The 25,749-nt window shown below is 48.4% G+C and carries 25 protein-coding genes and 1 pseudogene; 3 read left to right on the top strand and 23 right to left on the bottom strand.

Annotation, left to right across the window (positions count from 1 at the left end; translation table 11 throughout):
- Positions 1–180: 180 nt before the first annotated feature.
- The 11 genes and pseudogenes from QOX44_RS06350 to QOX44_RS06300 all read right to left on the bottom strand — a co-directional run bounded on the left by QOX44_RS06350 (position 181) and on the right by QOX44_RS06300 (position 11,922).
- Positions 181–648 carry a SpoVA/SpoVAEb family sporulation membrane protein gene (locus tag QOX44_RS06350; protein ID WP_283682169.1) on the bottom strand — a complete coding sequence of 156 codons (468 nt, stop codon included), beginning with the start codon at positions 646–648 and terminating at the stop codon, positions 181–183.
- Between the two features lie 183 nt (positions 649–831).
- Entirely contained in the window at positions 832–1,092 is a 261-nt protein-coding gene (locus QOX44_RS06345; RefSeq protein ID WP_283682168.1) for a glyoxalase, read from the bottom strand.
- A gap of 237 nt (positions 1,093–1,329) precedes the next feature.
- A complete protein-coding gene (gene trxA, locus QOX44_RS06340) occupies positions 1,330–1,635 on the bottom strand; it encodes a thioredoxin (protein ID WP_283682167.1) in 306 nt (101 codons plus the stop codon).
- 222 nt (positions 1,636–1,857) lie between these two features.
- A complete protein-coding gene (locus QOX44_RS06335; protein ID WP_283682166.1) occupies positions 1,858–3,747 on the bottom strand; it encodes an extracellular solute-binding protein in 1,890 nt (629 codons plus the stop codon).
- 4 nt (positions 3,748–3,751) lie between these two features.
- The gene (locus tag QOX44_RS06330; RefSeq protein WP_283682165.1) at positions 3,752–4,537 is read right to left on the bottom strand and encodes an ABC transporter permease; all 786 of its coding nucleotides are present in this window, start codon (positions 4,535–4,537) and stop codon (positions 3,752–3,754) included.
- Between the two features lie 549 nt (positions 4,538–5,086).
- A pseudogene (locus QOX44_RS18075) lies at positions 5,087–6,166 on the bottom strand (ABC transporter ATP-binding protein); the annotation flags it as partial.
- 26 nt (positions 6,167–6,192) lie between these two features.
- A complete protein-coding gene (locus tag QOX44_RS06320; RefSeq protein ID WP_283682164.1) occupies positions 6,193–6,726 on the bottom strand; it encodes a helix-turn-helix domain-containing protein in 534 nt (177 codons plus the stop codon).
- A 312-nt stretch (positions 6,727–7,038) separates the two neighbouring features.
- Positions 7,039–8,727 (bottom strand): [FeFe] hydrogenase, group A, encoded by a 1,689-nt coding sequence (locus QOX44_RS06315; protein WP_283682163.1) that lies wholly within the window; start codon positions 8,725–8,727, stop codon positions 7,039–7,041.
- A 14-nt stretch (positions 8,728–8,741) separates the two neighbouring features.
- The gene (locus tag QOX44_RS06310; protein ID WP_283682162.1) at positions 8,742–10,622 is read right to left on the bottom strand and encodes an NADH-quinone oxidoreductase subunit NuoF; all 1,881 of its coding nucleotides are present in this window, start codon (positions 10,620–10,622) and stop codon (positions 8,742–8,744) included.
- Positions 10,619–11,101 (bottom strand): complex I 24 kDa subunit family protein, encoded by a 483-nt coding sequence (locus QOX44_RS06305; protein WP_176851272.1) that lies wholly within the window; start codon positions 11,099–11,101, stop codon positions 10,619–10,621. Before QOX44_RS06305 ends, QOX44_RS06310 begins: the two co-directional genes overlap by 4 nt.
- Positions 11,102–11,382: 281 nt before the next feature.
- Positions 11,383–11,922 (bottom strand): DUF5104 domain-containing protein, encoded by a 540-nt coding sequence (locus QOX44_RS06300; RefSeq protein WP_283682161.1) that lies wholly within the window; start codon positions 11,920–11,922, stop codon positions 11,383–11,385.
- A 295-nt stretch (positions 11,923–12,217) separates the two neighbouring features.
- On the opposite strand from QOX44_RS06300, the gene QOX44_RS06295 reads away from it, so the two are divergent.
- Both QOX44_RS06295 and QOX44_RS06290 read left to right on the top strand, forming a co-directional pair.
- On the top strand, positions 12,218–12,796 hold the full coding sequence (locus QOX44_RS06295) for a TetR/AcrR family transcriptional regulator (RefSeq protein ID WP_283682160.1): 579 nt from the start codon (positions 12,218–12,220) through the stop codon (positions 12,794–12,796).
- 211 nt (positions 12,797–13,007) lie between these two features.
- The gene (locus QOX44_RS06290) at positions 13,008–13,832 is read left to right on the top strand and encodes an MBL fold metallo-hydrolase (RefSeq protein WP_283682159.1); all 825 of its coding nucleotides are present in this window, start codon (positions 13,008–13,010) and stop codon (positions 13,830–13,832) included.
- Positions 13,833–14,008: 176 nt separating this feature from the next.
- On the opposite strand, the gene QOX44_RS06285 is transcribed toward QOX44_RS06290, so the two are convergent.
- The 11 genes from QOX44_RS06285 to QOX44_RS06235 form a co-directional block, all read right to left on the bottom strand.
- Positions 14,009–14,608, bottom strand: a complete 600-nt coding sequence (locus QOX44_RS06285; protein ID WP_283682158.1) for a hypothetical protein — start codon at positions 14,606–14,608, stop codon at positions 14,009–14,011.
- The gene (locus QOX44_RS06280; RefSeq protein WP_283682157.1) at positions 14,596–15,573 is read right to left on the bottom strand and encodes a hypothetical protein; all 978 of its coding nucleotides are present in this window, start codon (positions 15,571–15,573) and stop codon (positions 14,596–14,598) included. The genes QOX44_RS06285 and QOX44_RS06280 overlap by 13 nt, the downstream gene beginning before the upstream one ends.
- A complete protein-coding gene (locus tag QOX44_RS06275) occupies positions 15,566–16,273 on the bottom strand; it encodes an ABC transporter ATP-binding protein (protein ID WP_283682156.1) in 708 nt (235 codons plus the stop codon). The genes QOX44_RS06280 and QOX44_RS06275 overlap by 8 nt, the downstream gene beginning before the upstream one ends.
- A gap of 21 nt (positions 16,274–16,294) precedes the next feature.
- A complete protein-coding gene (glnA, locus tag QOX44_RS06270) occupies positions 16,295–17,731 on the bottom strand; it encodes a type I glutamate--ammonia ligase (RefSeq protein ID WP_283682155.1) in 1,437 nt (478 codons plus the stop codon).
- A 246-nt stretch (positions 17,732–17,977) separates the two neighbouring features.
- Entirely contained in the window at positions 17,978–18,469 is a 492-nt protein-coding gene (locus tag QOX44_RS06265) for a hypothetical protein (RefSeq protein WP_283682154.1), read from the bottom strand.
- Between the two features lie 32 nt (positions 18,470–18,501).
- Entirely contained in the window at positions 18,502–19,149 is a 648-nt protein-coding gene (locus QOX44_RS06260) for a DUF3786 domain-containing protein (RefSeq protein WP_283682153.1), read from the bottom strand.
- A 66-nt stretch (positions 19,150–19,215) separates the two neighbouring features.
- On the bottom strand, positions 19,216–19,776 hold the full coding sequence (locus tag QOX44_RS06255; RefSeq protein WP_283682152.1) for an FmdE family protein: 561 nt from the start codon (positions 19,774–19,776) through the stop codon (positions 19,216–19,218).
- The gene (locus QOX44_RS06250) at positions 19,713–20,534 is read right to left on the bottom strand and encodes a class I SAM-dependent methyltransferase (protein WP_283682151.1); all 822 of its coding nucleotides are present in this window, start codon (positions 20,532–20,534) and stop codon (positions 19,713–19,715) included. The genes QOX44_RS06255 and QOX44_RS06250 overlap by 64 nt, the downstream gene beginning before the upstream one ends.
- A 16-nt stretch (positions 20,535–20,550) precedes the next feature.
- Positions 20,551–21,303 (bottom strand): ABC transporter ATP-binding protein, encoded by a 753-nt coding sequence (locus QOX44_RS06245; RefSeq protein ID WP_283682150.1) that lies wholly within the window; start codon positions 21,301–21,303, stop codon positions 20,551–20,553.
- Positions 21,297–22,361: a FecCD family ABC transporter permease gene (locus tag QOX44_RS06240; RefSeq protein ID WP_283682149.1), complete on the bottom strand. Its 1,065-nt coding sequence runs from the start codon at positions 22,359–22,361 to the stop codon at positions 21,297–21,299. The genes QOX44_RS06245 and QOX44_RS06240 overlap by 7 nt, the downstream gene beginning before the upstream one ends.
- A 15-nt stretch (positions 22,362–22,376) precedes the next feature.
- Positions 22,377–23,462 (bottom strand): iron ABC transporter substrate-binding protein, encoded by a 1,086-nt coding sequence (locus QOX44_RS06235; protein ID WP_283682148.1) that lies wholly within the window; start codon positions 23,460–23,462, stop codon positions 22,377–22,379.
- A 572-nt stretch (positions 23,463–24,034) separates the two neighbouring features.
- On the opposite strand from QOX44_RS06235, the gene QOX44_RS06230 reads away from it, so the two are divergent.
- The gene (locus tag QOX44_RS06230) at positions 24,035–24,757 is read left to right on the top strand and encodes a lysozyme family protein (protein ID WP_283682147.1); all 723 of its coding nucleotides are present in this window, start codon (positions 24,035–24,037) and stop codon (positions 24,755–24,757) included.
- Here QOX44_RS06230 and QOX44_RS06225 read toward each other — a convergent pair.
- The gene (locus QOX44_RS06225; protein ID WP_283682146.1) at positions 24,718–25,632 is read right to left on the bottom strand and encodes a LysR family transcriptional regulator; all 915 of its coding nucleotides are present in this window, start codon (positions 25,630–25,632) and stop codon (positions 24,718–24,720) included. The two genes, QOX44_RS06230 and QOX44_RS06225, sit on opposite strands and share 40 nt — an antisense overlap.
- Positions 25,633–25,749: the final 117 nt, after the last annotated feature.

Genomic DNA, 25,749 nt, shown 5'->3' with positions numbered 1-25,749 from the left:
CATTGAACTCATCATACAGACTCCTTATGTTTTTTCTCAGCAATTAAACAATAAGATAAATCTGTATGATTGGGAAGAGGTTTCGATCTCTTCCCTTTATTTTTGCCAATGATAATTATACTCTAAGATTCACAAAAGCAATGACCGCGCCGACATCCCAAATAAAAAGGAGCGGTGTCTTCACACCACTCCCGTCATTTTCAGCACAAGATAAACAAACCCCAGCAGCCAGCTTGTAAGTACTCCGTACAGGATCACCGGCCCGGCGATCGTAAAGATCTTGCATCCGATCCCGAATACCTGTCCCTCTTTTTTGTATTCGATCGCCGGCGACGCTACTGAGTTAGCAAACCCGGTGATCGGCACCAGCGTGCCTGCACCGCCAAATTTCGCCAGCTTCTGATACACATTTGCACCTGTCAGCAGGACACTGAGTAAAACAAGCCCCAGAGAACACCATGCGCCTGCAGCGTCCTTCTCCAGTCCCATACGTTCACACCAGTTCAGTATAAGCTGACCGAGCACGCAGATCGCCCCGCCCGTCACAAAGGCCTTGACCATATTCAGCAGCAGATTATGCGTCGGCGTAACCCGCTTAACGTATTCCTGATACTCCTGTTGTTTTTTCTGTTTCGCAATATCTGTCATAGGACCACTCTTCCTTCCTTCGCATCAGCGTCCCAAAAGCATGCCGCTTATCTGCGCTGACACTGTCTTCCTGCTGACAGTATGCCCGGATCCGGACAATATGATACATCCGCATCCGGCTATAAAAACAGACGTTTCCGTAAAATGCAGAATTATTGCAGAATATCCTCCGCCTTTGCTGCTTTATCCTTCCACGATCAGATATTTTCCATCCGGCATCTGAAAGACTTCTGCCTGTGACAGGAGCTCTTCCCTGTCCATCTCAGAGGTGTCTGCTCCGTTTTCCTCGAAGTATTCCCTCACATCCTTATATCCAGAAGCAACGTACGCCATACACTCATCCAGAAACTCGTCTGCCTCTTCCAGTGTCTCTGCCACCGGCTCATCAAAAAGCTGTCCCTGATTTTTTAAAAATACTTCTACATACTCTTTTTTGTATACCATCTCAGTTTCTCCTCTCTGTCTGACAAACTCTCTCGCGCGCGATGCGTTCGTATCAGAACATCGCCTTTGTGTTTTCTTCTATTCTAACAGATAACCTTTCTTCCTGCCACCTCTTTTCGCAAACTGCTTCTGTTTTTGTATATGACACCTTTGCAGATAAAAGGAAGCGCCAGAACACAGAAGCTCCTTTTTCCGTGCGCTGACGCTGTCCTTCTATATGCGATTTTTCAAAGCCTTTTACAGCATTGCCAGGATATCCTGCTTGGAGCCTGCGCCCGTTCTCTTTTTGATCACCTCGCCGTTTTTGAGTACAACGAGTGTCGGTATGCTCATGATTCCAAACTGCTCTGCCAGGGCCGGCTGCTCATCTACATTTACCTTCCCGACCTTGACCTGTGTCTGCTCATCGGCGATCTCATCGATCAGCGGGGAGACCATCCTGCACGGACCGCACCAGCTTGCCCAGAAGTCGAGCAATACCGGTTTGCTGCTGTTTACTACCTCTTCCTGATAATTTTCTGCTGTGATCTTATATGCTGCCATATCGTTACCTCCTATATTATCTGCTTTACCGGGCAGCGGTCCGCCTCATCTCATGTGAGGTTCCTGCAACAGCCTTCCTCTGCCCGACTGCTGTCTTTTTTGTTATGACAGGAGCTTACCATATTCTTCTGCATTGTTCTGTGACAAAATCACCAAAGCACTGCAGCGTTTTCCGACATCTCACACAGCCTCCGGAGGACCTTTTACGCAGCACCTGCTATTTTACGCATTGCTCGCGGCTATCTTTACCCGACTCCACAGATTGCTGATGATCTGCTTCGTGTCCTCATTATAGACAAATACCTCATCCATCTCATTGCCTGCGCGCGGAATATAGGAATCAATGCCTTCATAATCGCCGCCCGTTCCATACAGCACATCCATGACCTCCTGATTTGCAGAAGTATACCCTACGTAGCTCGAGTTGTCATATGCACCGTCATATTCTGTGGCAAAATTAATAAATTCATGCGCAAGCTCCGGATTTTTTGCGTTTTTCGGAATGACCATTGCATCTGACCAGAGGTTTGTCCCGCTTTCCGGCAGGTAGTAGCCCATATTTTCATTCTCCGCGATCACATACGTGGCATCTCCAGAGTAGATCAGACCAAGGGCTTTTCTGCCCTGTGCCATATTGTCAATGATCTCATCCGTCACGATCTCCGGCTCCATCGTCTGCACACACTGCAGCAGCCAGTCATACGCCGCATTGATCTCCTGCTCATTTTCCGTATTCATCGAATATCCGAGCGCCTTGAGCGCCATCATAAAGGAATCACGCTCTGAATCATACAGATAAATGTCGCCTTTGTATTTCTCATTCAGGAAAATATTGTAGCCCTGCTCTTCTAAATCTGCCAGATCTACCTTAGTCTTATCATATACGATTCCCACTGTTCCCCAGAAATACGGTACAGAATACTCATTCTGCGGATCATACGGAAGTCCTCTGACCGCATCGCTGAGCAAATCCATACAGTCAAGCCTGGAGTGATCCAGTTTCTGGAGAAGGTCTTCCTCTATCAGCCTCTGGATCATGTAATCGCTCGGCACGAGTATATCATAGGATTCTCCATTTGCCACCTTAATATACATCTGTTCGTTGGAATCAAAATTTTCCATCACGACAGTCGCGCCTGTCTTTTCCTCAAAATCTCTGAGAATATTTTCACCGGTATATTCGCCCCAGTTGTATATATGCAGCGTCTGTCCCGCATATGGCTTTTCCACGCCGCCTCCGCCAAATCGCGCAACAGACACTGCCACGATCAGCACGGCAAAAGCTGCCGCGGCAGCCGGCAGGATCCTTCTTTTCCCTGTCGTCTCGCTCTTTTCTCGCTTTGCGGCGATCACAGGTACAATGTTGATCAGCAGCAGGACGATCGTGATGATCACGACAACAAGCGTTGAGATCGCATTGATGCTTGGGTTGACACGCTTGCTCATCGTATAGACCATGATACTCAGGTTCTTGACTCCGCGCCCCGTCACAAAATACGAAATAATAAAGTCGTCCACAGACATCGTAAAAGCGATCAGCGCTCCCGAAACGATCCCCGGAGTGATCTGCGGAACAACTACCTTTACCAGCGCTTTCCACGGAGTCGCGCCAAGATCCATCGCCGCATCTGCCAGATTCGGATCAAGCGAACGGATCTTCGGCATTACAGAAAGCATCACATACGGAATACAAAATGCGATATGCGCCAGCAGCATGGTCATAAAGCCCTTCTCGATCCGGAACGTGATGAACAGCAGCATCAGGCCGATCGCTGTCACGATCTCCGGATTCATCATCGGCAGATTGTTCACCTGCTCTACAAGCTGCCGGACAAGCTTTTTTGATCTGCTAAGGCCGATCGCCGATATGGTTCCGACCACGGTTGAGACGAGCGTTGCGATCAGCGCCACGCCAAACGTCGTATAAAGCGCCTCCATCATATCGCCGGACTCCAGCATATGCTGATACCAGCGCAGCGAAAAGCCTGTAAATTTTGTCAGAGATTTTCCGTCATTAAAGGAAAATACGATCATATACGCAATGGGAAGGTAAAAAAACACGATCATAAGCGCCATTAAAACCTTCCCGAAGGAACGTTTGCTCTTTTTCATCCTGTCATTCCCCCTTTCCACCCTGATTGCGCACCTCTGCGCGGCGCACTGCCATCATCAAAAGCATCATGATAACCGCCATGATCATCGAGATCGCACTTCCGAAATTCCATTCTCCTACAGTAATAAACTGGTTTTCGATCATATTTCCGATCAGGAAATACTGTCCTCCGCCAAGCAGCTTCGGGATAAAGAACGAGCTGACTGCCGGGAGAAAGACCAGCGTAATGCCGTTTATCACCCCCGGCATAGACAGCGGCAGTGTGACGCGCCGGAAGGTCTGCGCCGGCCTTGCGCCCAGATCTGCACTTGCCTGGAGCAAGGAATGATCCATTTTGCTAAGTGACGTCTGGATCTGCAGGATCATAAATGGCAGAAAATTGTAGACCATGCCAAGCAGAACTGCACCTTCTGTGTACAGCAGCTGCGTATCTCCAAGCCCGAACAGTCCCAAAAAGCGCTGGACCAGACCATCCTCGCTCAAAAGGCCGATCCATGCATACGTCCTTACAAGCATATTGATCCACATAGGAAGCGTAATACACAGGATCAGGATATTCTGCACCTTTTCCCTGCTGCGCGCAATAAAATACGCAGCAGGATACCCCAGAAGCAGACAGATGACTGTTGTTTTCACTGCAATAACGATCGAACGCCAGAGGATCAGCAAAAAGTCACGGTCGGTAAAAAATGTGACGTAATGCTCCAGCGTAAATCGGAACGAAACAATGCTGTTTCCATCCTCCATAAAGGAGTAGACCGCGATCAGCCCCATCGGGAGGAGCAGCATCAGAATCGCCCACACAATATACGGCAGCGCAAGCTGCGAAAATATTTTTCATCAGTATCCCACCCTTGACATAACATGAATATCCTCCGGAAAGAAGGTCAGGCCGACCTCCCGGCCTTCTTCCGAATAATCTGTCGTGTGGATTTTCATTTCGCGGCCTGTCGTCCAGAACGTGATCTTATAAAGCCCCTCCGTCACTTGCTCCGGATCGAAATCATAATCGACGCTCAGATCCACACTCTGGTTTTCATCACTCAGCTTCCAGCCCTGTGCGTTTGCCCATGTTTTCAGATCTGTATCGAGCGCCTGAGACTCCTGGATCTCATCCACTGTCTTCTGAAAATTAAATGCCATGACCGCCTCGTTTGCCTTTTCATTCTTTACAAATGGCTGATCGACGACATAGATCGTCCGTTCAATCTTCGTTCCATTTACAGTCGTAAAGGTAACCGGATACTGCCCTTCCTCCTTTGCCACCTCATACTCTACCTTCGCAATGGAGACGTACTCATCATCTGCGACTCTCCATGCCTGTGCATTGGAAAGTGCGATAACCTCCTTATCATCCAGCTCCTCTACATCATCCACATCCACATAGAAATTGTTGGCGCTGATCTTTTCTGTGCCGTCCTCGCTCGTGACATCCTGGCTGCGGATCACGCGCATATTGACCGTCACACTCGTACCGGGAACCGTCTCTACGATAATCTCATAGTGGACTCCCTTAAACAGAACACTGAGCACCTCTCCTGTCAGTTTTCCGTCCTTTACATCCACAATATCTATGTCCTCCGGGCGGATCACCACATCTACCTGCTCATTCTTTTTAAATCCAAAGTCCACACAGTCAAAGGTCTTATCATCAAACTGCACCTTATAATCCTCCAGCATGATCCCCGGAAGGATATTGCTCTCACCGATAAAGTTGGCGACAAACCGGTTGGCCGGCTCATTATAAATATCCTGCGGAGAACCGACCTGCTGGATCTCTCCATTATTCATAACTACGATCTTGTCCGACATCGTAAGCGCCTCTTCCTGATCATGCGTGACAAAAATAAAGGTGATCCCGACCTCCTGCTGGATGCGCTTGAGCTCATACTGCATCTCCTTTCGCAGCTTCAGGTCAAGCGCCGCCAAAGGCTCGTCAAGCAGAAGCACCTTCGGCTCGTTTACAAGCGCACGCGCGATCGCGACACGCTGCTGCTGTCCGCCGGAAAGCAGCGTTGTATTCTTTTTCTCATATCCCTCTAATCCGATCAGCTTGAGCATCTTCATAACCTTCTGGTCGATAATATCCTTGCTGACCTTCTTAAGCTTGAGGCCAAATGCAATATTCTCATATACATCCAGATGAGGAAACAGCGCATACTTCTGGAATACTGTATTCAGCTCCCTCTCATACGGAGGCTTATGGCTGATCTCCTCTCCGTCAAAGATCACGCTGCCCTCATCCGCATCAAGGAATCCGCCCAGAATGCGCAAAAGTGTTGTCTTGCCGCAGCCGCTTGGTCCCAGCAGCGTCACGAACTCCTTCTCATAAATGTCCAGATTGACCCCTTTTAAAACAATCTGCCCGTCAAAATTTTTCACGATGTTGCGAAACTCAATAATTTTCTTTTCTTCCATACAAAATCGTTTCTCCTTCCTGCCATCTAGAACATCGGCGGCGTCGTGATCCACAGAACCTTCGCGTCACTGCTTCCGTGATTGTACAAATAATGGCTCGTCCGCCCGTCCATGTAGAATGTCTCTCCCGTCCTGACCTTATATTTTTTGCTGCCTTTTACGATGGTTACGGCTCCTTTCATCACATAGCCGAACTCCTCCCCCTGAAAGGCCTGCAGCTCCTGACTCCTCCGGTGAGGATGCAGCGTCAGCACGATTGGCTCCATCTGGTTTTTCTGCGCATTCGGGATCACCCATTCAATCTGATAATCCTCCTGCTCATCCACAAAAAAATCAGCGGTTGAAAAGACGACCTGCCGCTCCTCTTCTTCGCGGAAAAACTCGGAGAGACTGCTCCCGAGCGCCTCGAGGATATCCTCCAGCGTAGCAATACTCGGAGTCGTGAGATTACGCTCTACCTGAGAGAGAAAGCCTTTTGTCAGCTCACTCCTCGACGCCAGATCGCCAAGTGTCAGGTCATTTTGCAGCCGCAGCTCCTTGAGCTTTTTGCCGATATCCACTCCCGCACCTCCTGCTGTTTTCTTATACTAAACTTTTTGTTCCATATGCTTGCTTTTTCCCGTTGTTAGTTTAGTATAGTTAAACTTAAAGTTAAAATTAAGCAAACTGATACTAATTATACATACTTTTTCTTAAAAATCAAGGACAAACATGTATCCGGGCAACTCTCGTGCACCACAAAAAAACTGCCGCAGGACGGGGAACCGGGATATCAAAACCCGGTTTCCGCCCTGCGGCGATCTTCTCATATTTTTATCTTTTTCTATCTGTTTTTGTCTGTCCGGCTAAACGCTTTGTTCGCTTATCTGCATTTAATATGATTCATTATGTAACAGCTCATGCGTCTTGCCCTTTAAGAAGCCCTCATACAGCGACTGCAGCATAGGATTCTCATCCGGCTTTTTGATGATCGACATATTGTCGGCGCTGTAAATACCTCGCGCTCTGGCTGCCTTGGTGCGGTCACCTGCTCTTGGCGGCTGTCCGCCTCCCATAATGCAGCCGCGGCGGCACGCCATGACCTCGATCAGATGATAATTTGCTTCGCCGTTTTTGACGCGCTCCATGACCCTGCGCGCATTTGCAAGACCGCTGACCACACAGATATTTACATCATTTCCCTCATAATTGATCGTAAATTCCTTGATCGGTTCGTCTCCGCGCACGCCGCACTCTGCGATCGCCTCGAGCGCTGCCTTGTTGTGCTCCGGGATCAGCCGGCGCAGCACAGCCTCTGTCACACCGCCTGTCACGCCAAAGAGAACGCCGCCGCCAGAGCCAAATCCAAACGGCACATCGCTCGACTCCGGTTCCAGAGCTGCAAAATCAATGCCGGAATTGTTGATCATACGGATCAGCTCTGTGGTCGTGATCACAAAATCCGTGTCCTGCTCGCCCTTCGTAAAGCTGTTCGGGCGCCTGATCTCCATCTTTTTCGCCGTACACGGCATAAATGATACCATCACCGTCCGCTTCCCATCTGAATGCTTCGGATCGCGGTACCATTCCTTTGTCACCGCAGACATCATCCCCTGCGGAGAACGGCAGGTCGAAAGATTTTGTTTAAATTCCGGATACTGGTCACAGACAAATTTCACCCATGCCGGACAGCAGGAGGTAAGAAGCGGGAACTTTCTGCCGGACTGCAGGCGGTTCAAAAACTCCGCAGACTCCTCCATAACCGTCAGATCCGCGCCAAACGTCGTATCATATACCTCATCAAAGCCCATACGGTGCAGGACATTTACGATCTTGCCCATGACACTTCTGCCCTTCGTCAGTCCGTACGCATCTCCGACTGCCACACGCACCGCCGGAGCGACCTGTGCGATCACGCGGACATCCGGATCTGCCAGGGCATCCCACACCTCTTCCATATTGGTGCGGATACTGATCGCGCCGGTCGGACAGAATACACGGCACTGTCCGCAGCCGACACAGTTTGTCTCCACGATCTTTTTGTTGAACGCCGGCATGACCATAGCATCCGTACCGCGAAATGCAAAGCCAAGCGCGCCGATCCCCTGAAGCTCCTCACACGCGCGCACACAATCCCCGCACAGAATACATTTGTTCGGGTCACGGATGATCGCCGGTGAGCTGTCATCGATCTCGTGGTGCTCTCTCGTATTCTCAAAGCGCACATCAAGGATGCCCATGCGGTGCGCCAGAAGCTGCAGATTACACTCTCCGCTCTTGACACAGGTCGTACAGTCTCTGCAATGTGCCGCGAGCAAAAGCTCTACGATCAGCTTTCTGTATTTCTTTACTTTACCGGAATTTGTATAGATCACCATTCCGTCTCTTGGCTCCTCGGAGCATGACGCAAACGTCCTTCCCCTGTCATCCTCGACCGTACATAAACGGCATGCGCCGAATGTCGACACCTCTGAATGATAGCACAGAGTCGGAATATTGATGCCGGCTTTTCGTATTACGGATAATACATTTTTTTCATCGGTAAATTCTACTTTTCTACCGTCAATCGTCATAAATCCCATAATTCCGCCTCCTCCTAGTCCTCAATATAGATCGCATCAAATGCGCAGTTATCCTTACATGCCCCGCAGTGGATACAAATGTCCGGATTAATGTGGTAGCACTTCTTGATCTGTCCGGAAATCGCTCCGACCGGACAGTTCTTTGCACACTTGGAGCAGCCGCGGCAGAATTCCGGATTGATCACGTAGCGCTTCATTGCCTCGCAGACCTTTGCACGGCACCTGTGCTGCGTGATATGCTCCTCATACTCGCTGCGGAACAGCTTGAGCGTACTGAGCACCGGGAGCGGCGCGCTCTTTCCCAGTCCGCAAAGCGCCATACTTTTTACCATCTCCGCAAGCTCCTGCAGACGGTCAAGATCAGAAAGCTCTCCCTTCCCTGCCACGATCTTTTCGAGGATCTCCAGCATACGCTTCGTACCCTCACGGCAGGGCACGCACTTACCGCAGGACTCGCGCTGCGTAAAGCTCATAAAGAAACGCGCGACCTCTACCATACACGTATGCTCATCCATGACAACAAGTCCGCCGGATCCGACGATCGCCCCATATTTCTTTACAGAGTCAAAGTCAAGCGGCACATCCAGATGCTCCTCCGTCAGACAGCCGCCGGATGGACCACCGATCTGTACTGCCTTGAACGTCCCGCCGTCCTTCATACCGCCGCCTATATCAAAAATGATCTCCCGCAGCGTTGTGCCCATCGGCACCTCGATCAGTCCGGTATTCTCGATCGCTCCGGTGAGCGAGAACGTCTTTGTACCGGGACTGCCGACTGTTCCTATGCTGCGGTACCAGTCCGCTCCATTTAAAATGATCTGGGGCACATTTGCAAATGTCTCGACATTGTTTAACACCGTCGGCTTTTCCCAGAGTCCTTTTTCCACAGTACGCGGCGGCTTTACACGCGGCATGCCGCGGTTGCCTTCAATCGATGCGGTCAGCGCCGAGCCTTCTCCGCAGACAAACGCACCTGCGCCTCTGTTGATATGTAAATGGAAGCAAAAATCAGAGCCCATAATATGGTCGCCCAGAAGACCGCACCGCTCAAGCTCTGCGATCGCATGACGCAGACGCTTTACCGACATCGGATACTCGGCACGTACATAGATGTATCCGTCGGAAGCTTTCACCGCATACGCTGCGATCATCATGCCCTCGATCAGTCGGTACGGATCTCCCTCCATGACAGAGCCGTCCATAAATGCGCCCGGATCACCCTCATCGCCGTTGCAGACCACGTAGCGCACCGTCTCCTTCTGGCGCGCGACCTGTTTCCATTTCTTTCCCGCCGGAAAGCCGCCGCCGCCTCTTCCCCGCAGTCCGGACCGATCGACCTCCTCTATGATCTCATCTTCCGTCATCTCAAAGAGCGCCTTCGTAAATGCTGTAAAACCACCGCTCGCTATATACTCGCTGAGGGATTCTGCATCGAACTTGCCACAGTTTGCAAGCGCGATCCGCGTCTGCTTTGCGATAAAGGGGATCTCCTCCGGAGCCTGATAAGAAATGCCCTTTTGCTTATATAAAAGACTCTCGATCACCTCATCGCCAAGTACGCTGCGCTCAAAAATCTCTGCACAGTCATCCTCCTGCACCTTTGTATACTGGATCACCTTATCCTTTTTCTGGATCCGCACAAGAGGTCCCAGCTCACAGATACCCTGGCAGCCTGTTTTCTTCACTCCCACATGCTCCCCCGTATCATGCGGGGCAAATTCCAGAAATATCCCGGGAGCATCCTTGCAGATCTCCACAAACTTTTCGTAGATCTTTTCTGAGCCGGTCGCAATACAGCCTGTACCGGAACAGACCAGTATCCGGCAGTCATACGAATCCAGCACTTTTTTTGCTTCTTCTCTCGTCTGATGAAGCGCTTCTCTGCTTTCTATCATGCGCCTTCCCCTCCCTTTAATCTGTCGATCAGAGCTTCCGCCGCCTCCGGCGTCATACGCGGATATACCTCGTCATTGACCATCATCGTCGGGGCCAGCCCGCATGCCCCAAGGCAGGAAACCGTTTCTACTGTAAACAGCATGTCGGACGTTGTCTTTCTGTTTTTGCTAAGTCCAAGCTTTTTGTTGATCGCATCCAGCACCGGCATGGACTTTCTCACATGACACGCTGTGCCGTCGCAGACCTTGATCACATATTTTCCCTTTGCCTCAAAAGAAAAATTCTCATAAAATGTAGCAACACTGTATGCCTTCGCCTCGGTCACCCCAATCTGACCGGCTACATACGTCAGCAGCTCACCCGGCAGATAACGGTATTCCTCCTGAATATCCTGCATGATCGGGATCAGCGAGCTGCTCTTTCGCCCGTGGCTGGCAATGATCTCGTCCGCTTTCTGATAATACGACTGATCCAGCATAGAATAAATCCTCCTTCCATATTTACGCCGCACGCACCAGACTCCAGCTCTGGACGGTCCAGATCAAAACAGCGCCAGTATACACAATGCTCACGCTCTGATTCCTGTATACTGACGCTATGGATCACGGGCGTATTTTTATACGATTATATATGAAAAACACCCGAAATACAACATTTTTAAAACTATTATTATGAACTTTTCACAATTTTCATAAATACATCGTTTTCTGTTTTTAAATACATAAAAACGGAGCTGCTGCTCCATAGATGATTACTCATCTATTTTGCAACAGCCCCTTCCCGCACGACAAATATTCCGTTTTCCGATGTATCCCACATAAAGTTTTCCCTGTTTACAGTTTCTTCAGTCGCAATTTCAATTTTGGATAGTCCTATATCTGAGGGAATATCATCAGCTTTATAAACCATATAAAAATTCAAATAATATTCATTTTTAGAAGTTAATATATGATACATTCCGTCTAATTCAACTCGTTTATTTCCATGATCACTTTCACTAGATGATGCACAATCACCATAATATTTCTGTATATCCCCATCAATGAATTTAAAGAAAGCTGAAATTTGTTTATCTATATCTTCTATGCTTTTTAAACTGTTTTTTGAAAACAATTTTTTAAATTCTTTTACATTGCCTTCATTGTATAAATCTATAATTTGTTTTATCATATTATCTGATATTTCTTGTTCAGATTTAAACCAATTAGACATATACCCATTTCTATTTAAACCAGGATTAGAACACCCACATAAACTTAACATCAATATCATACAGAAAATAAATATTATTTGTTTCAATCTTATACCTCTATTTTACGAAAATATTTATACCTATAGCCTATATTTGCATTGTAGCATTTAACTCTAAACTTGTCTTTAACTTTCTCCGTAAAATAAATTATTACTTTTCTAAAACACCATCTTTCTCTTGTGGAACAGCGGTATCTAAAGAGAGTTGTGGTACAGTATGCAAAAGCTGGCTTGTCTTTGAGCAGTATAAAGCCACAAAATACAGCTGGAAATATTGGCAAAGCGACACGAGTGTCTTATAATCAAATAAAGCGACATATATGTCGCAGAATGGAGCGATTAGATGGGAAAAAAAGGGGAAGAAACAAAACAACTTATTAAAGATAAGGCATGTTTCCTGTTTTCACAAAAAGGATACAAGAATGTTACCATGAAAGATATATGTCTGGAAACAAATTTGAGCCGAGGTGGTCTGTATAGACATTATGATAGTACACAACAGATTTTTATGGAAATCATCACTTCTCTTGTGAATAAACAAGATACTGAAATTTCCGAGAAAATAAAACATGGTTATCCCGCACCCCAAATACTTAATGAAATTTTAGAACGGTACAAAATGGAAATGTTGGATAATTCCGCTTCATTGAGCACCGCTATTTACGAATTTTTTAGCATGAATGGTCCAAATGACAAAAACAATATTCTTCTGAAACAATATATTTGCTCTGTCGAAACATGGAAAAATCTAATTACTTATGGCGTTCAGCGTGGGGAATTTAAGAATGTAAATCTCGATGAAATTATTGACATAATAATTTTTTCATATCAGGGAGTGCGAATGTATAGCCAGATAATGCCTTTAGATGAAAAAATACCGCAAAGAATCATCAATCACATTCAAAAAATACTCTTAGTTTAGAAAATGGTTTATGAATAATATTATTATGATTTATTAAATATCGGAAAACATTTATCAAAATTAGTCTATGAATGTGATTCAAGGCTGCAAGGGAGGTTGGTTGAAATTAACGAAAATTGGATTTTATGTCCGATTTGCAGAAATAAAACACGACAATTACATATATCCGTTATTAAAGAGGTAAATAAAATTTATTGCGAGGTAACTAGCTATGAGGCTAAAAATTGTTGGTAGTGGAGGAATGTTTCAGATACCTAATCCTTTCTGTAAATGTCCACTTTGTGAAGAAGCGAGAATTAAAAGAAAAAGATACGAACGCTTAGGTCCCAGCCTTTATATTGAAGATATTAAAATGCTTATTGATACACCAGAAGATATTGGAATAGCTTGTGATAGACAGGGGATTTCTGAGATTGAATATCTTTCTATATCACATAAAGATCCTGACCATACAAGAGGTATGCGTATTGTAGAACCTTTAGGATATGATTGCATTGCTGACAAGGGATCTCCCATCCGGTTTGTTGCACTACCTGAGGTTGTAGATGATATTAACGCCTGGAATGGGGACGGATTGTATTATTACCAGAATGTTCTTCACTGTATTTCAATCAACAAAACGAATTACATTAAAATCGGAGAAATCGAGGTACATTTAGTAAATAATAAGACGCATCGTGGCAATATGACATTTTATGTTATAACTGAAAAGAATAAAAAAGTTATTTATGCTTGTTGTGATGTAAAACCATTTGTTCATAATGAATTATACTTTGACGCAGATGTTCTAATAATTGGTCTTGTGTCTGATGATGGAATACTTAAAGACGGGTCAAGTCTTGAAAATGCACCATTCAAAGATGATCTGTTTACAATAGACGAAATTATGGAACTCAAACATAAGTATCGGATAAAGCGTGTCATTGTTACGCACATTGATGAATATTGGGGAAAATCATACAGGCATTACAAGGAGGTCGAAAGATCTTTAGATAATATATTTTTTGCATATGACGGCATGGAGATTGTTTTATAAGTAAAAGCATCAATGTTATCCGAGAGCCAGACGCACAGATGCAGAGCCGATAACCCATTTAGAACGATGTGGCTATCGGCTCTTTTTATTTATGATATTACCGCCAAACAGATATAAAAAAACCGTTACTAAATTTCTTCATTCAATAACAAAGTCCTTGTTTCATACTGCTGTGTTTATTTCCTCAGCCGGAAGGTCTGCGGCGCAAGCTTGTAGACCAGAAAGCAGGCCACTATACAGTACGTGGTGCAGAATACGATCGTCAAAAGGCCAAATATGCCGATCGGTATGCGAAGCTGCATGACCAGAAAGCAGAGAAAATATGTCGCAGATGATACAATCTGATACGTGCCGCTCTTCATCTGCGTCCCCGCATTGTACGGCTGCAGCAGATAATAGATCGTGAGATAATGTACGGAAAAAAAGATACTCATGCAGATCACAGATACAAGGAGCACCACGTAATCGGTGATCCGGACCGCTCCGCCGGTAGCAAAAAGCAACAGACACAGCCCCGCCCCGATCACAAAGGCCGGAAGCAGATTGATCTTCACCAGTTCTCTTAACCGGATCTGAAACAGCCGCAGGATCTGTTTTGGCTGCTTATAGAACGGATACGTCAAAAGACTGTGATCACAGTTCATGAAGAGCGCCCGCGTAAAATTCGTGCCGCGGTTGATCGCATACATGATGAACACAAAGTAAGGAAGCATCACCAAGATCATCCGGTTTAAGTTTCTGCCCGCCTCCGGCCGTATGGCTGTCATGCCCAGCATACGATACATGCGCAGACAAGTGTGATCCGCACAGAGGTCTTCCAGAGGATCCTGCGGTGTCTCCTGATAAACAGTTCATTGAGATATTCGAATCCGCTGCGGCTGCTTGTGATCTGCGGATCAGCCGAGATCGTTTTTCTTGTCTGATCACGCGTCATTGTACTGGCTGCGGCAGTCTGATTGAGGAAATCAAAAAGGATCTCCCGGTACATTTCATAGTAGCTGTCAAATTTCCCTATCTTCCATGCAGAAAACAGCCCTGTTACGGTCAGCACAGAACAGATTGCCAGGCTGAGGCTTTTCGGGAGCAAAATGCCAAGCGCCGGCAGTCCGTATGCCGCCGCCGCAAGCGCGGCCATCTCTGCCATTCCCACATATCCATCTTTTTTGCTGTCAAGCGCTGTCCCTCTCTTCCGGTACTGCCGAAGGCCATGCTGCATCACCGTAAGCTTTGTGCCAAGTGCAAAAAACACAAGCAAAAGGCACTGCCACAAAGGAAGCCCCGCCCGCCGGCCGAACCAGACTGCCACCGGAATGTAACCGATCACAAATTTTGCAAGCATATATGCATAATTAACCAGCGTATACCGCTTTGCATCCATCCGAAGCAGGATCATGGCATAGTATTTGTCATATGATGGCATAAAAATGTTGCCGTTTAAAAAGCCTCCCAGAATCGTCAGAAATACCAGAAGGTGCAAAAACAGCTGCGTTTCATCTGCTGCATCATACCATGTGGAGACGCCTGAGACCATCAGTGCAAAATACAGGATCTTCCACACGAACATGCTGAACACTTCTCCCAGTGCACTTAGTATGTTGGCAAATATTTTGAGCGCGCGCACCTGATACAGCCCTTCAGGCAGGCATCTTTTGATGATCGGTATCTGCCTGAGCGAATACAGGATCGCATTTACGCGATAGGTATTGCGCAGCTCAAATGAAATCCGAAGTGCTTTATTCATGATCTCCCTCCGCAAGTGCAGCTATGATCTTATCTCTTAAACCGCAGCTGTCCAGATTTTCCCGCTCTACCGACTCCAGCACACCGTGATTGAGAAGCACGATCTCATCGCACAGATCGAGCGCCAGATCCATAATATGCGTAGACAGGATAATGATACAGTCCTGTTTGAGCGCGCGCAGCAGACGCTTCATCTCTTCTGCGACAACGACATCAAGCGAAGTGAGCGGCTCGTCCAGTAAAAGAAGCTTCGGTCTGGCGATCATGTTGATCAGCATCTGCATTTTGTTCTTCATTCCATGAGAATAGTCCTTCATCAGCTTACCGCGATCCTGCGGATCGATCCCGACTGCCTCGAGATATTCCTCCACAGGTCTTGGATCCGGAAGACTATCCGCATGAATATCCAGAAAGAATTTCACAAATTCCCGCCCGCTCAAAAACTCCGGTACTGTCGGCACAGACAGCACATAGCCAATATCCTCTGCCCTTGTCGGACATGCCCCATTGCCATGATCAAAATAGAATTTCCCGCCGTCCATCTTCATATCCCGGTTCAGGCAATTAAACAGCGTTGTCTTTCCTGCTCCGTTGCGCCCGAGAAGCCCGTAAATCTTTCCCTTCTCAAACGTAAAGCTGATATCCCGCAGAACTGTTTTTTTCTCAAAATGTTTTTCCAGATGCTCCACAACAAATTTCATACATTTTCTCCTCTTACTTTTTTACAATGTAAAATACCGCTCAAACTCTGCCGGATGTGGGATCTGAGCGATTTCCCGCGCCTCTTTGCGTTTGTGCTCCAGCCAGATATCGATCAGGCGCTGTGGGAATACGCCGCCCGCTGTCAGATAGCTGTGATCTGCTTCGAGCGCATCAAGCGCCTCCTCCAGATTTTTGGGCAGCGACCGGAGCTTTTTCTTTTCTTCCTCTGGAAGCTCATAGAGGTTGCAGTCGTATGGTCCCCACCCGTGCGCGTGCGGATCGATCTTATTTTTCACGCCGTCGAGTCCTGCCATCAGGATTGCCGCGTATGCATAATACGGATTTGCTGTTGCATCGGGATTTCTCAGCTCAAAGCGTTTCGTCTGAGGAGATTTTGCATACGCGGGGATCCGGATCACAGCGCTTCTGTTTGATGTCGCATAGCCGATCGTAACAGGCGCTTCATAGCCTGGTACAAGGCGCTTAAAGGAATTCGTGGACGGGTTCGTAAATGCGCACAGGGAAGCGATATGCGCCAGCAGGCCTCCCATAAAATAATGCGCCGTTTCACTTAAACCGGAGTATCCCTTCTCATCAAAAAAAACCGGTCTGCCTTCCTTTTTCAGAAGCATATGCACATGCATCCCGTTGCCCGCCTCTTTGTAGATCGGCTTTGGCATAAATGTCGCTGTCCTGCCATCCTGCACCGCTGCGTTGTGGATCACGTATTTTATGATCATAGTCTTATCTGCCATATCGACCATGTCTCCCAGCTCAACCTCGATCTCCATCTGTCCGGAGCCGCCGACCTCATGGTGATGGTATTTCACTGCCACGCCCCATTCTTCGAGCAGCATGCACATTTTGCTGCGCAGGCTGTAGGCAATGTCCTGCGGTGCGGCGATATGATATCCGCCTGCGCCGGGCACCTGGACGCCCGCATTGTCCGCGCTCTCCCGACCGCTGTTCCATGCTGCCTGTCTCGTATCCACTGTGTAAGATGCACGCTGCGGCGTAACCGTGTAGCTCACGTTATCAAGCAGGTGAAATTCAAATTCCGGGCCGATCAGCATCTCATCTGCGATCCCGAGTTCTTTCATATATTCCATTGCCCGCAGACTCACATTTCTCGGATACTGATCAAACGGGCGGTTCGGCTCTCCCACTGCACCGATCATACAGACATCCCCGCACATGGTAAGTGTCGGTATCTCTGTAAACGGATCGACAACTGCCGTCTTTGGATCAGGGATAAATACCATGTCGCTCTTTTCTACCGGAGCATACCCATAATTTGATCCGTCAAAGCCGATCCCGTATGTGAAAATATCCTCGTTAAAGCGCTCGACCGGTATCGTGATATGCCTCCAGCGCCCGTCGAGATCCGTCATCTTAAAATCAATCATACGGATCCCTTTTTCCTGACAAAGTTTTGTGATGTCTTCACTCTTTGACATAAGCTCACCTCCACGTTTATAAAAGTAAAATGGCTTCCTCTTATAAAAGAAACCTCCATACAGGAAAAGACACAGTCAGGCGCTGTTACCTCCGCCCGACCGTGTCTCTCTCCTGCGTTTGTCCGTATAGGCCTGCCGCTCTATATCGGATTTTTCTATTATTATACTTGTTTTTTCTGACAAGTCAATTCTTTTCTTCACGAAAACAGACGCATTTTCGACTTTTATCAAGCCTTCCCCGAAATACTAGTTTCCGTACCCGCCTCCGCACAGCACAACGATTCGCCCCGGCGTCGTCTGCGGCGGAATGCTGCGTGTAGTCGCTGTATAGTAGACGAGCAGCACCCGGTTGCCAGGCTCGCAGCGGAAGTCCTGCCCGTTGATCGTGCCAATCTGTGTGGTCCGTCCGACCGTCAGCCGAAGAGAATCATCCACTGCAGTCAGACTGCTGTCAAAATAATTGAGCATGATCTGCTCATCACGCCCCAGGACTGCGATCAGCTGCGCCCGGTACTGCGGAGGAAAAATAAGCGGCACCGGAAGGCTGCTGTCATAGAAAGCCGCGATCCGCATACCGCGGCGAAGCTGTGTATTATCAACAATAACGGTCTCTGGCGTCACGACAAAATTCACGGTCTCCCTTCCCACCCGCAGCGTCACCATGCGGCTGCAGCAGTCTTCCCCTCTGTCTATATTCATGATTATGCCAATAACCGGCACAAGATTCATAAGCTCCATAAAAAAATCCTTTTTCTTTACTGTATGCGCAGTCACCCCAAATGGTCCTGCAGCTGTGCGCAAAGCCGCTCCAGAAGATCCTGCTGTAAATAGTAGGTGGTCTCAAAATGCAAAAAAGCCATCGCATTTTTATCCCACAGCACAACAATCCTCGGCGCAAACTCCTCGTCTTTATCCCAGAACTGTAAGCGGACCGGGAAATATGGCATTACTGCAAATTCACACATGACGTCCGTCCCTGCTACGCGTTCCAGGAGCACGCCTCCGAGACGTTCGCACGCAGACTTCAATTCTTCCGCCCTCCCTGCAAATATCGTCTCATATGTTTTCGTAAATACCGAAGCCTGCGGACTGGAACCAACGGCAAAATGCGCCGCCGTACACCAGTCTCCAAAAAGAACCGGAGCCGTCTCCCCTTTCGCATGGCACAAAAGATCATAGATCGTCATGACCGTATGAAACCTGCTGCATACACGATATGCGCCATCTGCGGCAGCTTCGATATGCCCGTCGGAGCGGCTGATCCGGCATGGCGTGTGCAGATACTCTGTATAGATCCAGGCTGCATCGGCTTCCAGATGAAACCTCCTGATCATCTTTTCCTGATCATAGGTCAGAAAAAGCTTGCGGGCAGAGTCGGCCTGCAGCTCATAATTGGATACCATCTCCTGATATTTCATAATAATCTCCCCCTCGCCTTTCATCCGCATCTTTTCAGACAAATCTATATGGAACTCTTTCTTTCATCAGACAGAAAATCTATTATATTCTTCGTAGCAGTCAAGACACAGCAGCTCTTCGCCCTGCATCCGCATATGGCTTTCTGCCGCACGCTCCCCGCACCGGCTGCACGTCAGCGACCGGAAGATCCTCGCTTTTTCCGGAAGCCGGATCGTTGTCTCCTTTACGTCAAACATCTGCGACGGCTCACATTTCTGATAATATGCAAAGGACTGTTCGCGCGTCATCGCCGTATCCTGCGGCTTTAATACAAGACGTACAGAGCTTCCTGTTTTTCTGCTGTAAAAAGAAAATGCCTGTTTGCCCCGCATGTGAAACAAAAGATTGCCTTTGCCAATACTGCACCCTAAAAGCACCTGTATGGCGTCGACTCCGCAGGCGTCATTTTCTGCAATACAGACAACCTCCTCATCCGGTGAAATACATCTGTCCTGATCCTGTGTCTCATCTGCAGAAAGCTTTAAAAGCTCGATCGCATACAGCGCCGCTTTAAACCCGATTGTCAGTCCTCCGCATTCATGGCCGTGAAATGCGACACATTTTTCCCAAAGTTTTTTCTGATCCATCCTGTCTCCTCTCCTGATGCCTGACGCATCATTTCTTCCATATTCCAATACATCGTCACAATCTTTGTCGTGACTGTCTCCTCTACATATCCGTTCTCGCTGACCGCTTCCAGATACGATGCTATTCGCTGCTCCTCCTTTTGCGAAAGCCCGCGCACCAACCTGGCGCGGCCTGCACACCACTGCGTCATATCTTCTGTCGACCGTCTGATCTGCCATATTTCATCACGGTAAGTGACTTCCGGGCAAATTCCCGTCATCCAGAGAAACGCAAACGTATTTTGTATCATATCATCCATCTGCGCACGCTGCAAGGGAACGCCTGCCCGCGCAAATGCCTCATCCTGCACCTTATCCGTGCGGCGTGCAGGCTTGACGAGAAAGCAGTGTTTAATTCTCTCCACATCGGCAGCTCCCCAGTCCTCACAAAAAAACTGTACATTGGACAGCCCCAGGCGGTGTGCGCGATCCCCTGCCCCTGCGATCATGCCGGATGAAACATCAGTTCCGACCACCTGACCTGCATGCTTCGCCAATACAAGTGAATATGCTCCCGCTCCGCATCCAATATCCAGAATGGACATTTCTTTATTGATCTGCACCTTTTCTTCCATATACTTTAAAAACGGATCCTTTCGCGGAAGCGGCAGCGGCTTTTCCATGTATTCCTGCGCTCTTGCATCCCAGATCTGTGCCTGCAGCGCCCCCTTTTGTGCAGAGGCACTCACCCATTCCCTTCGCAGCTGCTCCAGATTCATAAAAGCTTTCCCCCTTCTAATCAACAAGGACCAGTTTTCGTCCCTTTACATGGGCGACTTCTCCATGTACGCCATAAACGTTCCAGATCGCCTCACGATCCAGCACGCCCTCATCGCCATACCGATAAACCGCGCCGTCTGCCATGAGTAAAAAGCGGTCACAGAACCGAAGCGCCAGATTCAGATCATGGATCACAACGATCGCAGAAATCCCTGTGTCATGGCAAATATCCTGTACGATCTGGAGCACCTGATACTGATTTTGCAGATCAAGACTGCTTGTCGGCTCATCCAGCAAAAGCAGCCTGGGCTGCTGGGCAAGCGCACGGGCAAGCATGACTTTCTGACGCTCCCCACCGCTTAACTCATTTAAAAAGCGTCCGCGAAGCTCTGTCACTTCAAGCCGGTCCATCGCCTCATGCACTATCCGGTGATCCTCCTGCGTAAATCCCCACTGCATATACGGCCTGCGTCCAAGCATGACCATGTCATGAACTGTCATCTGTGTATTTGGAACCATCTGAGCGACAAACGCGATCCGTTTTGCCACCTCGCGCACCGGCATCTTCTGGATCTCTTCCCCATTTAATACGATGCTGCCTGCATCCGGCGTGATGATCCGGTTAAAACACTTGAGCATCGTACTCTTTCCTGCACCGTTATTTCCGAGGATTGCCAGAAAATGGCCTTCCTCCAGTTCGAAGTTAATCTCCTTTAAAATCTGGGGGCCACCCTGATAATGAAATTTCAGATCTGTGATTTTTAGCATGACCGTCTTCTCCCCTTAAACAGCAGATATAAAAACAGCGGCGCACCAAGGAAGGAAGTGATCGCTCCAATCGGAAGGATCACAGGGCTTACTGCCGTCCTTGCAAACAGATCGCCAAGCAGCAGCAGTGCTGCGCCTGTCAGAATCGATCCCGGTATCAGATACACATGATTATTCCCGACCAGTTTTCTCACAATATGCGGCGCCACCAGACCGATAAAGTTGATCAGACCGATATAAGAGACGATCGTAGAGGCAGTAAAGCAGCTCACGATCATCCCTGTCATGATCAGCCGGCGCACCGGGATGCCGAGGCTGTGAGCCGTCTCCGTTCCTGCCAGCAGTGCGTTAAAATCCCAGCGATGTATAATAAAATATACACAGGCAAGCAGCACTACTACTGCCATAAAACGGATCTGACTCCACGATGCACTGCCAAGATCTCCAAAGGTCCAAAAGGTCAGTGTCGCAAGCTCCACATCGTCTGCAAAGTACTGTAAAAGCGTGGTAGCTCCGGTAAACATAGAGCTGATCGCGACTCCGGCAAGGACGATGGACTCTGATGATACTTTACTGAATTTCGACAGACCCAGGATCACAAAAGCCACTGCCATACTGCCCGCAAATGCACACAGAGAAATAATCACCGTACCGCCCCCGCCTGCCGCAGCTCCCAGTGCGATGATCGCAAAGGCAGCGCCGAACCCCGCGCCCTGCGAAACGCCCAATGTAGAGGAGGATGCCAGAGGATTATTTAAAATCGCCTGCAAGATGCATCCCACAACTCCAAGCCCTGCCCCTGCGACTACTGCCGTGCAGATGCGCGGCAGACGCACGTTGCGCACCACAATATTGATCTTCGGATCATTCGCGCGGTTGACAATCCCCCGCAGCAGCTCTGATACTGGCGTGTCATAGGAGCCTGACCACAGGGACAGCAAAACGGCGATCCCCAAAATACCGCCCAGAATGATCAGACACCAGACGCTCCTCACCTGATTTTTATGATATTCTCCCTCGCGTGCTGTTTTATCTGGATTTATCTTTTCCGTTTTCATACGAGAAGCGTGCTCCTACTCTTCACTAAGCGTGATCTTTCTGAATTCATATCCGTTTTCTTTTAATGTACCGGTGATATCTTCCCCCAGAAAGGTCGTAAAAATTTCACCTGCTTTTTCTTCAACACTGACATCTGCAAACTGTTCCGGATAAAGGATGGATGCTGCATAGTACGTGTCTGCAAGCGCCATATCAAGGTTTGACGCATAAGACCGGAAGGAGATCTGTGAATAAACCTCGCCTTCCTGCACTGCCTTTAACTGATTATAATAATCCGGGTTTGACGCATAGTCTTCTTTGATCAGATCAAGTCCATTAAAATCAATAAAGATCACATCCGGATCCCATGCCAGTACTTTTTCCAGCTCAATATTAAATGCTCCGTTCTGGTCCGTCTCATCTGCAAGATTCTTTGCATGGATGGCAGAAAACGGACCATATCCTGCCTCTGTTCCTTCAAATCCATGTACGCCCTTAAAGCTGACGCCTCCCACATAGACGCTTTTCTTTTCTTCCTCCTGTATATCCGCTGTGCGCTCCTCCAGGTCTTCACGGATTTCATCCATATAATCGGTCAGCTCCTGTGCCCGATCTTCCTTTTCGTAAAGCTCCCCCATAATGCGCAGTGTCTCGTAAGCCTTCTCATCCAGCATACTGTCACTGCCCGGAATGACTACGACCGGGATTCCCGTTGTGTCCTGCAGGGTATCTGCATCCGCATTGCTGTACGCAGACATCACGATCACATCCGGCTCCGCCATGATGATCTCCTCCACATACGGCTCTCCGTTTCCTCCGATCACAGGAAGCTGTGCGAACGCTTCTCCATTTACAATACTGTAGCCCCTCGTCAGCTCTGCCCCCTGCTCATAATCTTCTACTCCGACTACCAGATCCTGTGCCTGCATATAGCATGTATAGCGCAGCGCACCCACGCCTGAGCATACGATGCTCTCCACATGCTGCGGCACCTCGACCTCACGTCCGGCTCCATCTGTGATGGTCCTCATCCCGTCCTCTGCCCCCGCTGCCCCTGCGATACTCATCACCGCCGCAAGCGTCACTGCGCTTAACACTGTCATTTTCATACATCTGGACATAAAAAATCCCCCTTCTCCTGTTCTGTAGGTAATCTGTGTTTTCACACCAATGTTTTTGATTATATCAGAGCATACCTACCACCACAAGCCGGTAGGGGGGATGCAAATTTCAAAAAACAAATGAAAAAAACTGCTGCTGCAGACTTCCCGAATCATCTGCAATGCAACAGTCCCTTTCAAGGTTTATAATGGGCTTTCAAATACTGAAACCTGATATGCCTTTGCCTTCATCCAGTGACCAAAGTCTGAAAGCCTGCTGTAATGTTTTATGGAGGTATACTACAGTCCGCGGCATTTGTTTGAGTATTTATGGGCTGAGTGTACCAGACGTATTTCCTTTGCGCAAGCCCCCCTACCGGTTAAAATTTCATATTTTTTTCTTTCTCAGAATATCCCCAAAAACTGCGCCCTGTGACGGATATTCTCTGTCCCCGTTTCTGCCCTGTATCCCTATGGTGGGGTTATGTGCACGGACAGCCCTCTCCTGTGTACAGGAAAGATACTTGTCAAACAGGGATGGCTTCTTTATAATAAACAGCAAAACAACGCTTCACACAAAAGGAGTCATCCCCATGAAAACCACTACAAAAGCGAAAACCACAAAAACTGCTCCTAAAAAATCCGGCGCTTCTGTCAAAAAAGCGAGTTCCCCTAAAAAACGGACATCAAAAAAACCGCTTTCCCGCGCTATGCGTAAAAAGCAGCTTCGCCTGCGCATCGGGATCGCCTGCGCGGTATTTCTGCTCATCCTCTGCTTCGGCTTCTGGCGGCTTTCATCTACGCGAAATGGAAAAGCGATCCATCTAAGTGACTCGGTCCTGCAATATAAATCCCAGGTCCAGGAGGCCTGCAAAGCCTGTGGCATTCCCGCTTTTTCTGAGATCGCGCTCGCGATCATGCAGCAGGAAAGCGCCGGAATCGTACCCGATGTCATGCAGGCCTCTGAAAGCCCGTTCAATACTCAGTATCCCAACACACCGGGGGCGATCACAGATCCTTCCTACTCGATCCAGGTTGGCATTGAGACGTTTGCCTACTGCCTGGAGGAGGCCGGCTGTGAGTCCCCCACGGATGCAGACCGGCTCAAGCTGGCACTGCAGACCTATAATTACGGCAACTCCTATGCTTCCTGGGCGCTGGAAAACTATGGGGCATACTCAGAAGAAAATGCCGCCATTTTTTCTGAAAACATGAAGGCACGGCTCGGATGGGAAGCGTACGGGGATAAGCAGTATGTGGAGCATGTCCTGCGCTATTACCGTTTCGGTTCGGATGACTTTTTCTCTTTAAAATAAGGCTCCGGCTGTGCCGGCAGCGCATCAAGCACAGCGCGCAGAGACTGTGTGATATACTTATCCTTGCGCAGGACTGCCTGCACTGCATTTTCCATCTCAAGTCCCGCCGTTTCCACCGGACGCAGCGTCCCCCGCACAAAGGAGTCCGCCAAAAGCACATCCGGCAAAACAGTGATCCCAAATCCTGCTTCAGCAGCTTTGACAAGCGCGTGTGAATTCACGCTTTCCCATGTCGGGTATGCTTTTTGCTCCGACAAAGAAAGCATACTGTCAAATGTTTCCCGCACTGCGCTGCCTGGCTCCCGCAGCAAAAGCGGCAGACTGCACAGCTCCTGCGCAGACAGTCTTTTTCCCGGGAGCGCAAATGAGGGCGCGCATGCAGCGCGCAGTCTGTACGAACCAAGCAGCACTGTCACAAACGCTCCCTGCGGTCTGGCTCCCTCCACAAATGCGATATCTGCCTGTGCCTGCTGCAAAATCTCCATTGCCCTGGCTGCACTTACCACCCGGACGTTGATCTGCAGCTGCGGCAGTCTCTCTTTTACCTTTCCTATGATCTGCGGCAGTAAAAAGGTCGCCGCCGTAATACTCGATACGATCGTGACCGGAGCATATTCCTCCAGATGTCCCAGCCGCCTCTCCAGACTGCGGCAGGACGCAAGGATACCTGCCGCCTCATTTTTGAGCACCTCCCCGCACGGAGTCAGACAGACTCCCCTCGGCAGCCGCTCAAAAAGAGCCGTCCCGCTTTGCTGCTCCAGATCTGCCATCGCATGCGAGATCGCCGACTGTGTCAGGTGCAGCTTTTTTGCAGCTCCCGTAAATGATCCCGTCTGTCCGACGGCCTCCAGGATTTCCAGATATCGGATGTTCATTGTCTTCCCCTTTTTATATATGAATTTTATTCATGCATTTTAATAAAATATATCATTTTACAGATTGATTTTCAAGGTGTATCATACCACTTGGAACTTACGAATGAATGGATTTCA

The organism is Parablautia sp. Marseille-Q6255 (genome assembly GCF_951230155.1).
Lineage (GTDB): Bacteria > Bacillota > Clostridia > Lachnospirales > Lachnospiraceae > Choladousia.
Note: the sequence above shows the minus strand (reverse complement) of the source record. Positions and strands in the feature narration are given on the sequence as shown.